The organism is Microbacterium jepli, assembly GCF_047237905.1.
Classification (GTDB): Bacteria; Actinomycetota; Actinomycetes; order Actinomycetales; family Microbacteriaceae; genus Microbacterium.
In genome coordinates, this window is the sequence record NZ_JBDFLW010000005.1 from 1,877,632 (window position 1) to 1,889,396 (window position 11,765).

The 11,765-nt window shown below is 71.4% G+C and carries 12 protein-coding genes; all 12 read left to right on the forward strand.

Annotated elements, in window-relative coordinates:
• Positions 1–21: 21 nt before the first annotated feature.
• The 12 genes from ABC304_RS13165 to leuA all read left to right on the forward strand — a co-directional run bounded on the left by ABC304_RS13165 (position 22) and on the right by leuA (position 11,759).
• On the forward strand, positions 22–666 hold the full coding sequence (locus ABC304_RS13165; protein WP_412931284.1) for a DUF1990 domain-containing protein: 645 nt from the start codon (positions 22–24) through the stop codon (positions 664–666).
• On the forward strand, positions 666–1,883 hold the full coding sequence (gene hemW / locus ABC304_RS13170) for a radical SAM family heme chaperone HemW (RefSeq protein WP_412931286.1): 1,218 nt from the start codon (positions 666–668) through the stop codon (positions 1,881–1,883). Before ABC304_RS13165 ends, hemW begins: the two co-directional genes overlap by 1 nt.
• 83 nt (positions 1,884–1,966) lie before the next feature.
• Positions 1,967–3,010, forward strand: coding sequence for a heat-inducible transcriptional repressor HrcA (hrcA, locus tag ABC304_RS13175; RefSeq protein ID WP_412931288.1), 1,044 nt, complete (start codon positions 1,967–1,969; stop codon positions 3,008–3,010).
• Between the two features lie 61 nt (positions 3,011–3,071).
• Entirely contained in the window at positions 3,072–4,190 is a 1,119-nt protein-coding gene (gene dnaJ, locus ABC304_RS13180) for a molecular chaperone DnaJ (RefSeq protein WP_412931290.1), read from the forward strand.
• A 3-nt stretch (positions 4,191–4,193) separates the two neighbouring features.
• Positions 4,194–4,931: a 16S rRNA (uracil(1498)-N(3))-methyltransferase gene (locus ABC304_RS13185; protein WP_412931292.1), complete on the forward strand. Its 738-nt coding sequence runs from the start codon at positions 4,194–4,196 to the stop codon at positions 4,929–4,931.
• Between the two features lie 105 nt (positions 4,932–5,036).
• Positions 5,037–5,384 (forward strand): HIT domain-containing protein, encoded by a 348-nt coding sequence (locus ABC304_RS13190; RefSeq protein ID WP_412931293.1) that lies wholly within the window; start codon positions 5,037–5,039, stop codon positions 5,382–5,384.
• Between the two features lie 64 nt (positions 5,385–5,448).
• Positions 5,449–6,492: a PhoH family protein gene (locus tag ABC304_RS13195; protein ID WP_412932943.1), complete on the forward strand. Its 1,044-nt coding sequence runs from the start codon at positions 5,449–5,451 to the stop codon at positions 6,490–6,492.
• Complete coding sequence (gene ybeY, locus ABC304_RS13200; protein ID WP_412931294.1) at positions 6,489–6,959, forward strand: rRNA maturation RNase YbeY; 471 nt, start codon at positions 6,489–6,491, stop codon at positions 6,957–6,959. The genes ABC304_RS13195 and ybeY overlap by 4 nt, the downstream gene beginning before the upstream one ends.
• Entirely contained in the window at positions 6,956–8,308 is a 1,353-nt protein-coding gene (locus ABC304_RS13205; RefSeq protein ID WP_412931296.1) for a hemolysin family protein, read from the forward strand. The genes ybeY and ABC304_RS13205 overlap by 4 nt, the downstream gene beginning before the upstream one ends.
• Positions 8,301–9,206, forward strand: a complete 906-nt coding sequence (gene era / locus ABC304_RS13210) for a GTPase Era (RefSeq protein ID WP_412931297.1) — start codon at positions 8,301–8,303, stop codon at positions 9,204–9,206. Before ABC304_RS13205 ends, era begins: the two co-directional genes overlap by 8 nt.
• A 6-nt stretch (positions 9,207–9,212) precedes the next feature.
• Positions 9,213–9,815, forward strand: coding sequence for a GNAT family N-acetyltransferase (locus tag ABC304_RS13215; RefSeq protein ID WP_412931299.1), 603 nt, complete (start codon positions 9,213–9,215; stop codon positions 9,813–9,815).
• A 189-nt stretch (positions 9,816–10,004) separates the two neighbouring features.
• The gene (gene leuA / locus ABC304_RS13220) at positions 10,005–11,759 is read left to right on the forward strand and encodes a 2-isopropylmalate synthase (RefSeq protein WP_412931301.1); all 1,755 of its coding nucleotides are present in this window, start codon (positions 10,005–10,007) and stop codon (positions 11,757–11,759) included.
• Positions 11,760–11,765 lie beyond the last annotated feature (6 nt).

An 11,765-nucleotide genomic window follows, 5' to 3' on the forward strand; every position in this document is an offset into this window, starting at 1 on the left:
GCGCATCGGTAGGCTGAGGACATGCGCCGTGGGACGTTCAGGGACGAGACCGTCGACTATGCCGCCGTCGGCGGCACCCAGGCCCGCGACCTCATGCAGTACCCCCCGGAACGCAGCATCCCGGCCGAGGAGTCCTGGCGGATCGGCAGCGGGCAGGCCCGCTTCGAGACCGCCGGCGAGGCCCTGCTCTCGTGGTCCGCGCAGCGCGGAGGCGACCTCCGGCTGAGCGACGTGCGCCCCGCGGCGGGCCCGATGTACTCCGGCGTCAGCTTCGACGAGGAGGGCAACGCCGTCTCGCCGAGCCGGCTGGAGGCCGACCAGCGCTTCGACACCGACGGCACGCCCTATGTCGGCCCCGGCACGACCATCCGCCTCCACGGACGCGTCGACGGCATGAACGCCGACGCGGAGCTGCGCGTCATCTTCGCGATCGAGGAGGCCCGCAGGGTGGGCTTCGCGCTCGGCACGGTCGGCAGCTCGGTCGTCAGCGGCGAGGAGTCCTTCCTCATCGAGTGGTACCCGAACGACGAGGTGTGGTTCACCGTCCGCGCGTTCGACGCGCCCGTGGCCCTCGCCTACCGGGTGTTCCCGGCCCTCGTGCGGCGCCGCCGCAAGGCGCTCTTCCAGCGGTACCTGCGGGCCATCTCGCCGCTGTACACGTCCTGATGGGCGCGGCCCTCCCGCTCGGCGATCCCGCACCCCTCGACGGCCGGCTGCCCGACGACGTCCGCGCCCGGCCCGAGACGGACTTCTCGGTCTACCTGCACGTGCCGTTCTGCCGTGTGCGCTGCGGGTACTGCGACTTCAACACCTACACGTCCGACGAGCTGCGCGGTGCGCGCCAGGACCAGTACGCCGACACGCTGCTCGACGAGGTCGCCCTGGCCCGCGGCATCCTGTCCGAGGCCGGCGCCCTGCGTCCGGCCGCGACGGTGTTCTTCGGCGGCGGCACGCCGACCCTCCTGCCGCCCGGCGACCTCGGCCGCATGCTGGACGGGGTGCGCGACGCCTTCGGGCTCGCGCCCGGCGCGGAGATCACCGTCGAGGCGAACCCCGACACGGTGACCGATGCCGCGGCCGCCGAGCTCGCCGAGGCCGGGGTGACCAGGATGTCGATCGGCATGCAGTCCGCGGTGCCGCACGTCCTCGCCGTGCTGGACCGCACGCACGATCCCCGCAACGTCGACACGGCGGTCGCCGCCGCACGCGCGGCCGGTCTCGAGGTGAGCCTCGACCTCATCTACGGTGCGCCGGGGGAGTCGCTCGACGACTGGCGGCGCTCGCTCGAGACGGTGCTCGCCCTGGAGCCCGATCACGTCTCGGCGTACGCGCTGATCATCGAGGAGGGCACGAAGCTCGCCCGCCGCATCCGCCGCGGGGAGGTCGCCGCGCCCGACGAAGACGTCCAAGCCGACATGTACGAGCTCGCCGACGCACTGCTGGATGCCGCCGGGTTCGACTGGTACGAGGTGTCGAACTGGTCGCGGGGGCCGGCGCACCGCTCCCGCCACAATCTCGCGTACTGGCGGGGCTCCGACTGGTGGGGCTTCGGCCCGGGGGCGCACAGCCACATCGACGGCCTCCGCTTCTGGAACGTCAAGCACCCGGCGGCCTACGCGCAGCGGCTGCACGCCGGGCAGTCGCCCGCGGCCGGCCGCGAGCGCCCGGACGCCGAGGCCCGGCGCCTGGAGGACGTGCTGCTGCGGAGCCGGATCCGCGACGGCCTGCCCGTGTCCGAGCTCCTCGGGGAGGGGCGGCACGCGATCGCCGCCCTGATCGCCGACGGTCTCGTCGAGGGGCCGGCGGCCCTGAGGGGCCGGGTGGTGCTCACCCTCCGCGGACGGCTGCTGGCCGACGCCGTCGTGCGGGCGCTGACACCCTGACAGGGCTCCCGGCTCGCGGCCGCGGCATCCGGTAGAATTGGCACTCCAGACCAACGAGTGCCAGAGCGGGGGGAGGAGTCGACATGGTCACCGAACGCGGACTGCAGGTGCTGCGAGCGATCGTGCAGGACTACGTCGACACCCACGAGCCGGTCGGCAGCAAGACCATCGTCGAGCGCCACGCCTTCGGGGTGTCGGCTGCCACGATCCGCAACGACATGGCCCTGCTCGAGGACGAGGAGCTCATCGCCGCTCCGCACACCTCGTCGGGTCGGGTGCCCACCGACAAGGGCTACCGCGTGTTCGTCGACCACCTCGCCGAACTGCGTCCGCTCACCCCGGCGCAGCGCACGGCGATCTCGACGTTCCTCGACGGACCGGCCGACCTCGACGACGTGCTGGCGCGCACCGTCCGCGCGCTCACCCAGCTCACCGGCCAGGTCGCGATCGTGCAGTACCCCTCCTTCGCGCGCGCCTCGGTGACCCATGTCGAGCTGGTGAACCTCGGCGCGGGACGGATGCTGGTCATCGTCGTGACCGACACCGGCCGCGTGTCGCAGCGGATCGCCGTCGTCGGCCGTGAGTTCGACGACGATGCCGTCGCCCGCATCCGCGCCCGTCTTTCGGCACTGGTCGTCGGCCTGTCCGTCAAGACCGCCGTCTCCCGGGTCGCGGAGATGATCGCCGCGCCTCCGGTCGACGCCCGTGCCGGCGAGAGCGACGCCGTCCACACCATCGCCGCCGTCATCTCGGAGGAGCTCGACGAGTTCCGGCAGGACCGGATGCTGCTCGCGGGCACCGCGAACCTCGCCCGGCGCGAGTCCGACTTCCGCGGCAGCATCTACCCGTTGCTGGAGGCCATCGAGGAGCAGGTGACGCTGCTGCGCCTGATGAGCGAGATGGTCGCCGACGAGCACGGACTGGCCACGAGCATCGGCCGCGAGAACGAGCCGTTCGGCTTGTCCGAGGCGTCGGTGCTCGCGAGCGACTACGACGCCACCCGCGCCCGTGCGCGCGTCGGCGTGCTGGGCCCGACCCGCATGGACTACCCCCAGAACCTCGCGGCGGTGCGAGCCGTCGCCCGCTATCTCACCCGGATGCTCGAAGACGACGACGCCGCTCACTGAGCGACGCCGACGGCATCCGTCACGAACGATCCCCGCGGCCACCGCGGGCAGGAAGGCGAATGTGGCTGACCACTACGAGGTCCTCGGCGTCTCGCGCGAGGCGACCCCCGAGGAGATCAAGAAGGCGTACCGGCGTCTCGCGCGCGAGCTCCACCCCGACGTCAACCCGGGCGAGGACGCATCCGAGCGCTTCAAGCTCGTCACGCACGCCTACGACGTGCTGAGCGACGCCGAGCAGCGCCGCCGCTACGACATGGGCGGCAGCGACTCGCCCTTCGGCGGCGGGGGCGGCGCCGGGTTCGGCGGCTTCGGCGACATCTTCGAGACCTTCTTCGGTGCGGGCGGCGGCCAGCGGGCGGCCCGCCCGCGCTCGCGCGCCGAGCGCGGTCAGGACGCCCTCGTGCGCGTCACCCTCGACCTCAAGGACGTCGTGTTCGGCGTGCACCGCGACCTCGAGGTCGACACCGCCGTGCTGTGCGAGACCTGCGGCGGCTCGTGCTGCCAGCCGGGCACGTCGCCCGTCACCTGCGACATCTGCCACGGCTCCGGCCAGGTGCAGCGCACCGTGCGGAGCCTGCTGGGCAACGTCGTCACGAACCAGCCCTGCAACGTCTGCCAGGGCTACGGCACGACGATCCCGTATCCGTGCGGCACCTGCCAGGGACAGGGCCGCGTGCGCGCCCGCCGCACCGTCTCGCTGGACATCCCCGCCGGCGTCGAGACGGGTCTGCGTCTGCAGCTTCCCGGCTCCGGCGAGGTCGGACCGGCCGGAGGCCCCAACGGCGACCTCTACCTCGAGGTCACGGTGAGCCCGCACGACAGATTCAGCCGCGACGGCGACGATCTGCTCGCCACCCTCGAGGTGTCGATGCCCGACGCCATCCTCGGCACGCGCACCACGATCGAGTCGCTCGACGGACCGGTGGAGCTCGAGGTGCGCCCCGGAGTGCAGGCCGGCGACGTCCTGACCATCAAGGGCCGGGGAATCACACCGCTGCGCGGCTCGCAGCGCGGCGACCTCCGCGTCGGCGTGCAGGTGGTGACGCCCACGCGGCTCGACGGCCGGGAGCGCGCGCTGGTGGAAGACCTCGCGAAGAGGATGAAGGCGCCGGCGCCCCACCTGTCGGAGTTCCACCAGGGGCTCTTCTCCAAGCTGCGCGACCGCTTCCGGAACGGCTGACCCGTGGCGCTGCACTTCCTCGTCGACGAGGCGGGGGAGGCCCGGCCCGGCGACACGGTGACGCTCTCCGGGGCGGAGGCCCACCACGCCGCCGTCGTCCGCCGCGTGCGGGTCGGCGAGGAGGTCACCCTCGGCGACGGCCGGGGCGCCTGGCTGCGGGGCACGTGCGAGAGCGTGTCGCCGCGCGAGGTGATCGTGCGCGTGGACGGGCGGACGGATGCCGCGGCCCCCGCACCGCGGATCGTTCTCGTGCAGGCGCTCGCCAAGGGCGACCGCGACGAGCTCGCCGTCCAGGCGGCCACCGAGCTGGGCGTCGACGCGATCGTCCCCTGGCAGGCCGCGCGCAGCGTCTCGCGGTGGGATGCCGCCAAGGCGGAGAAAGGCCGGACGCGCTGGGCGACCATCGCGCGGGAGGCCGCGAAGCAGGCCCACCGCGCGTGGCTGCCCGAGGTCGAGCCCGTCGAGACGACGAGCGGCCTGATAGCGCGGGCCGCAGCATCCCGGATGCTGGTGCTCGAGCCCACCGCGGAGCTCGCCCTCACCGGGGTCGACCTCGCCGCGCACGACCCCCGCGACGTCGTGCTCGTCGTCGGACCGGAGGGCGGGATCGACACGTCGGAGCTCGCCGCCCTGCGCGCGGCCGGCGCCCGCGAGGTGCGGCTCGGCGACACGGTGCTGCGCACGTCGACGGCGGGGCCGGCCGCGATCGCGGTCGTCAGCGCCGCCCTCGGTCGCTGGTAGCCGGCGGCGAACGCGGTCATCAGTGCCGGCCGTCGGTCGCTGGTGGCCGTCGGGCCCCGTCTTCGCAGCCGACCCGGCGACCGTGGCGCTCGATAGAATGGCGGGATGAGCGAGCCGAGCGTGTTCACGCGCATCCTGGAGGGCGAGATCCCCGCCGAGATCGTCGCGGAGACGCCGAACGCGTTCGTCATCCGCGACATCGCGCCGCAGGCGCCGGTGCATCTCCTCGTCATCCCGAAGACCGCGCAGTACCGGACTGTCGTCGAGCTCGCCGAGGGAGACCCCGCCCTGCTCGCCGAGATCGTGGCCCTCGCCGGCCGGATGGCCCGGGAGCACGCCGACGGCGACTTCCGGCTCGTCTTCAACACCGGCCCGAACGCGGGTCAGACCGTCTTCCACGTGCACGCCCATGTGCTCGCGGGGAACCTCGACGAAAAGAGCACAGGTGCCTGATCATCACGACGAGTCCGCACGAGGGGAGTCGGTGACCGAACGCATCTACGCCGACGGCGTCGCGATGGTGCAGGTGCTGGGTCCGCAGGACCGCCTGCTGCGTGTCGTGGAGAAGGAGCACCCGGGCGTCGACGTGCACGTGCGCGGCAACGAGATCACCCTCACCGGCGACGCTGCCGCTGTCGCCGCCGCCCGCTCGCTGGTGGAGGAGCTGCTCGCGATGACGCGCGCCGGTCAGGGGCTCGACCCCGCCGACGTCACGAGCTCGAACCGCATCCTGCGCCGCTCCGCGGACGCCGGCGGCGGTCCCCGTCCGTCGGAGGTGCTCGGCGAGGCCATTCTGCAGTCCCGCGGCAAGGTCATCCGCCCCAAGACGCTGGGGCAGAAGGCGTACGTCGACGCGATCGAGGAGTCGACGATCGTCTTCGGCATCGGGCCGGCAGGAACGGGCAAGACCTACCTCGCTATGGCCAAGGCCGTGCAGGCGCTCCAGCGCAAGGACGTGAGCCGCATCATCCTGACCCGGCCCGCCGTCGAGGCGGGAGAGCGCCTCGGCTTCCTGCCCGGCACGCTGACCGACAAGATCGACCCGTACCTCCGCCCGCTCTACGACGCGCTCAACGAGATGATGGACCCCGAGCTGGTCCCGAAGCTCATGGCGACGGGCACCATCGAGGTCGCGCCGCTCGCCTACATGCGCGGTCGCACGCTGAACGACTCGTTCGTCGTGCTCGACGAGGCGCAGAACACCACGCCCGAGCAGATGAAGATGTTCCTCACCCGTCTCGGGTTCGGCACGCGGATGGTCGTCACCGGCGACATCACGCAGATCGACCTGCCGCAGGGCGCGTCGGGCCTCCGGCTGGTCACGCGGGTGCTCGACCACATCGACGACATCCACTTCTCGTATCTCACGAGCGAGGACGTCGTGCGGCACAACCTCGTCGGACGCATCGTCGACGCGTACAGCGAATACGACGAGCGCCGGCTCGTCGCCCGCCGCGAACGCGACGAGGCGGCCGAGTTCGCCGCCCGCACCGAGCGCCGTGGCGGTCACAATCGCAGCGCCGGTCCGCGCGACCACTTCCCGAAGCAGGCACGTTCATGACGATCGAGATCAACAACGAGTCGGCCATCGCCGTCGACGAGACGGTGCTGCTCCGGCTGGTCGAGCACGACCTCGCCGAGCTGCACGTCAGCCCCGACGCCGACGTCGCCATCGTGCTCGTGGACGAGGGCGCCATGGAGGCGCTGCACGTGCAGTGGATGGACGAGCCGGGTCCGACCGACGTGCTGAGCTTCCCGATGGACGAGCTGCGTCCCGGCACCGAGGAGATGCCCACGCCCGCGGGTCTGCTGGGCGACATCGTGCTGTGCCCGCAGGTCGCCGAGACGCAGGCAGCGGCCGCGCAGCACTCGACGATGGACGAGCTGATCATGCTCACCACCCACGGTCTGCTGCATCTGCTGGGCTTCGATCACGCCGAGCCGGACGACGAGAAGGAGATGTTCGCCCTGCAGCGCGACCTCATCATCGGCTTCCAGCACTCCGAACGCCGACGACGCCGAGCATGACCGCGACCCTCCTCCTGATCGCCGCGCTTCTGCTCGTGGCCTTCGGGGGCCTCATGGCGGCGATCGACGCCGCGCTGGGAGTCACCTCCCGCGCGGATCTCGCGGAGCTCGGCGAGGAGGGGCGCAACGCGGGCTCGCTGACGCGGATCGCCGCCGACCCCGACGTGCACGAGAACGCCGTCGTGTTCATCCGCATCGTCGCCGAGACCGCCGCCGCGGTGCTGGTGACGGTCGCCTTCATGCTCCTGTTCGACAGCATCGGCTGGGCGGTGCTCGCCGCGGCCGTGCTCATGTCGGGCATCTCCTTCGTCGTCGTCGGGGCCAGCCCCCGCACCGTCGGCCGCCAGCATGCCAAGGGGCTGCTGCGCGGCTCGGCGCCGACGATCCGCTTCGTGCGGCTCATCCTCGGGCCGCTCGCGCACGGCCTGGTGGCGCTCGGCAACCGCGTGACCCCGGGTGTCGCGCGCGGCACCGGGTTCGCCTCGGAGGAGCAGCTGCTGAGCATGGTCGACGAGGCCGCCTCGCAGGACCTCATCGAGGAGGACGACCGGGAGCTCATCCACTCCGTCTTCGACTTCACCGACACGTTCGTCCGCGCCGTCATGGTGCCGCGCACCGACATGGTCACGGTCGACTCGTCGGCGCGCACGCGTGAGGCGATGGCGATCTTCCTCGACAAGGGCGTGTCGCGCATCCCGATCGTGGACGACGAGGCCGACGACGTGACCGGGATGCTGTACCTGAAGGATCTCGTGCAGTTCGGCTTCAGCGACGAGGCCGGGTGGCGCGATGCGCCCCTCACCCGCGTCGCGCGACCGGCCGTGTTCGTGCCCGAGTCGATGAAGGCCGAGACGCTCCTGCAGCAGATGAAGCGGGACGCGGTGCATGTGTGTCTGGTCGTCGACGAGTACGGCGGCGTGTCGGGCCTCGTGACCCTCGAGGACCTCATCGAAGAGCTCGTGGGCGAGATCGCCGACGAGTACGACCCGCGCGCCGACGAGGTGGCCGAGCTCGCGGACGGCAAGTACCGCGTGAGCGCCCGCCTGGCGCTCGACGAGGTCGGCGACCTGTTCGGCCTCGACGTCGAGGACGAGGACGTCGACTCGATCGGCGGGCTCCTCGGCAAGGCGCTCGGCCGCGTGCCGCAGCCCGGCGCGACGGCGGAGTACGCCGGTCTGCTGATGACCGGCGGCGCGTCCCGCGGTCGAGGTCGCGGCATCTCGACCGTCATCGTCGAGCGCGCGGAGACGCCCGGCGACGACGACGAGGACGACGAGGCCTCTTCCCGCTCGCGCGGTCCGCGGACCGGCGAGATCCAGCTCTCCAGGAAGGGCGACGCCCATGTCTGACACACCCGAAGATCACCGGTCCGGCTTCGTCACCTTCGTCGGGCGGCCGAACGTCGGCAAGTCGACTCTGACCAACGCGCTCGTGGGCGAGAAGGTCGCGATCACCAGCGACAAGCCGCAGACGACGCGACGGGCGATCCGCGGCATCCTCAATCGTCCCGCCGGTCAGCTCGTCATCGTGGACACCCCCGGCATCCACAAGCCGCGGACGCTCCTCGGCGAGCGGCTCAACAGCCTCGTCGAGCAGGTGCTCGGCGACGTGGACGTCATCGGCTTCTGCGTGCCCGCCACGGAGAAGATCGGCCCCGGAGACCGGCGCATCGCCCAGTCGCTCGACGGCTACGGCCGCGCGAAGAAGGTCGCGATCGTCACCAAGACCGACGCCGCCTCGCGCGATCAGATCGGCGAGCGCCTGCTCGAGGTGGACGCGCTCCGCGAGGACTGGGCCGCGGTCATCCCGATCTCCGCCCTCACGGCCGAGCATCTCGACGTGCTGACCGACGAGCTTCTCCGGCTCATGCCGGCGGGTCCCGCACTGTACGGCGAGGACGTCGTGACGGACGAGTCGACCGAGGACCGCATCGCGGAGATGATCCGCGAGGCGGCGCTGGAGGGCGTGCGCGACGAGCTGCCGCACTCGATCGCCGTGACCATCGAGGACATCTCGCCGCGCGAGGACTCCGACCTGACCGACGTCTTCGCGAACATCGTCGTGGAGCGCGACAGCCAGAAGGCCATCATCATCGGCCGGAAGGGCTCCCGACTCGCCGACGTCGGACGCCGTGCCCGCGCGGAGATCGAACCGCTGCTCGGCACGCGGGTCTACCTCTCCCTGCACGTGCGCGTCGCCAAGGAGTGGCAGCGCGACCCGAAGCAGCTGGGACGCCTCGGCTTCTGACCCGACATGGCCGACTCGCCCTTCGCCCTCCCGTCCGCGCCGGAGACGCTGCGCCTCGAGACACCGCGCCTGGTGCTGCGGCTCCTCGAAGAGGCGGACCTCCCGGCCATGACCGTGTACCGCGGCGACCCGGAGGTGTGCCGCTTCCTTCCGTTCGATCCGCAGAGCGTCGACGACATCCGAGGGCGGATCGGCCACATCCTCGGCGGCACCGCGCTGGACGGTGACCACGGAGGAGTCGCGCTGGCCGTCGTCCGGGCAGCGGACGGCATGCTCATCGGCGACCTCGTGCTCTTCCACCTCGACGCCGATTCCGGCACCGCCGAGCTCGGCTGGGTGACGCACCCCGCAGCGCGCGGTGAAGGCCTCGCCACCGAGGCGGTCGCCGCCCTCATCGAGGCCGCCTTCGAGACCTACGGCCTGAGAAGGCTGGTGGCGAGGATCGACGGAGACAACACCGCCTCGAGAGCCCTGGCCGCGCGCGTCGGCATGCGCGAGGAGGCGCACCACGTCCAGGCCTCGTGGTTCAAGGGCCGGTGGGCCGATGAGATCGGCACGGCCATCCTCGCGGACGAGTGGCGCGCGCGCCGCGCGGGCGCGACCCGCTGACCGCCGGGCGTCCGCGACCTGACCGGGCCGCGGCATCCTGCTACCATCGAGCCATGCGTGCGGCCTCGCTCCTTCTTAGCTGCCGCGACGAGTCCTCGTAGGGCCTCCCTCGTCGCGGAGCTCGTCGTTCGGCCCGCCATCCTCAGGCACTCTGCCAGCCCGATCGGGCGATGAAAGAAGCGACGAATCATGAAGAACACCCAGCAGCCCTCCGGCATGCCGATCCACAAGTACCGTCCGTACCACGAGCAGCTGCGGGTCGAACTGCCCGACCGCACCTGGCCCGACGCCCGCATCACCGCGGCTCCCCGCTGGTGCGCCGTCGACCTCCGTGACGGCAATCAGGCCCTCATCGACCCGATGAGCCCCGAGCGCAAGCGCATCATGTTCGACCTGCTGGTCGGCATGGGCTACAAGGAGATCGAGGTCGGCTTCCCGTCTGCGAGCCAGACCGACTTCGACTTCGTCCGCCACCTCATCGAAGAGGACGTCATCCCCGACGACGTCACGATCCAGGTGCTGGTGCAGGCCCGCGAGGAGCTGATCGCCCGCACGTTCGAGTCGATCCGCGGCGCCAAGCAGGCGATCGTGCACCTCTACAACTCCACGAGCGTGCTGCAGCGCGAGGTCGTCTTCCGCACCGACAAGCAGGGCATCATCGACATCGCCCAGCAGGGCGCCCGCTGGTGCAAGCAGTACGAGGAGACGGTTCCCGAGACCACCGTCTACTACGAGTACTCGCCCGAGAGCTACACCGGCACCGAGCTCGAGTTCGCCGCCGAGGTGTGCAACAAGGTCATGGAGATCTTCGTCCCCACGGCGGAGCGCAAGGTCATCCTGAACCTGCCCGCCACCGTCGAGATGGCCACGCCGAACGTCTACGCCGACTCGATCGAGTGGATGTCGCGGCACCTGAACCACCGCGAGAACGTCATCATCTCGCTGCACCCGCACAACGACCGCGGCACGGCGATCGCGGCTGCGGAGCTCGGCTACATGGCCGGCGCCGACCGCATCGAGGGCTGCCTCTTCGGCAACGGCGAGCGCACCGGCAACGTCGACATCGTCGCCCTGGGCATCAACATGCTGACGCAGGGGATCGACCCCCAGATCGACTTCAGCGACATCGACCAGGTCAAGCGCACCGCCGAGTACTGCAACCAGCTGCCGGTGCACGAGCGCAGCCCGTGGGCCGGCGACCTCGTCTTCACCGCCTTCAGCGGCTCCCACCAGGACGCGATCAAGAAGGGCTTCGAGGCCATGGAGGCCCGTGCCGCCGCCGAGGGCGTGTCGGTCGACGAGATCGAATGGGCCGTGCCCTACCTGCCGGTCGACCCGAAGGACCTGGGGCGCTCCTACGAGGCGGTCATCCGCGTCAACTCGCAGTCGGGCAAGGGCGGGGTGGCGTACCTGCTGAAGAGCGACCACGCCCTCGACCTGCCGCGCAAGCTGCAGATCGAGTTCTCCGGCGTCGTGCAGGGCAAGACCGACGCCGAGGGCGGCGAGGTCACCAGCAGCCAGATCTGGGACATCTTCACCGACGAGTACCTGCCGTCTCCGGTGGAGGACGAGCGCTGGGGCCGGTTCGAGCTGCTCTCCACGCGCACGTCGAGCGACATGTCCGGCGACATCGAGCTGTCGGTGACCCTGCGCGACGGCGAGGCCTCCGCGCCGGCGACCGGCCGCGGCAACGGACCCGTCGCCGCATTCGTCGACATCCTCGCCCAGCACGGCTTCGACGTCACGGTCTACGACTACGTCGAGCACGCGCTCAGCGCCGGCGGCGACGCGCAGGCCGCGGCCTACGTCGAGCTGCAGGTCGACGGCGACCGCCTGTGGGGCGTCGGCATCGACGGCGACATCTCGACGGCCAGCCTCAAGGCCATCGTGTCGGGCGTCAACCGCGCCATCCGCACGCGTCGCGGCGCCCTCGCCTCCGTCTGAGCACGG

Coding starts and splice junctions, on each gene's coding strand:
- leuA (WP_412931301.1), top strand. CDS start 10,005: ATGAAGAACACCCAGCAGCCCTCCGGCATGCCGATCCACAAGTACCGT.
- hrcA (WP_412931288.1), top strand. CDS start 1,967: ATGGTCACCGAACGCGGACTGCAGGTGCTGCGAGCGATCGTGCAGGAC.
- ABC304_RS13215 (WP_412931299.1), top strand. CDS start 9,213: ATGGCCGACTCGCCCTTCGCCCTCCCGTCCGCGCCGGAGACGCTGCGC.
- ABC304_RS13205 (WP_412931296.1), top strand. CDS start 6,956: ATGACCGCGACCCTCCTCCTGATCGCCGCGCTTCTGCTCGTGGCCTTC.
- hemW (WP_412931286.1), top strand. CDS start 666: ATGGGCGCGGCCCTCCCGCTCGGCGATCCCGCACCCCTCGACGGCCGG.
- ABC304_RS13190 (WP_412931293.1), top strand. CDS start 5,037: ATGAGCGAGCCGAGCGTGTTCACGCGCATCCTGGAGGGCGAGATCCCC.
- ABC304_RS13165 (WP_412931284.1), top strand. CDS start 22: ATGCGCCGTGGGACGTTCAGGGACGAGACCGTCGACTATGCCGCCGTC.
- ABC304_RS13195 (WP_412932943.1), top strand. CDS start 5,449: ATGGTGCAGGTGCTGGGTCCGCAGGACCGCCTGCTGCGTGTCGTGGAG.
- era (WP_412931297.1), top strand. CDS start 8,301: ATGTCTGACACACCCGAAGATCACCGGTCCGGCTTCGTCACCTTCGTC.
- ybeY (WP_412931294.1), top strand. CDS start 6,489: ATGACGATCGAGATCAACAACGAGTCGGCCATCGCCGTCGACGAGACG.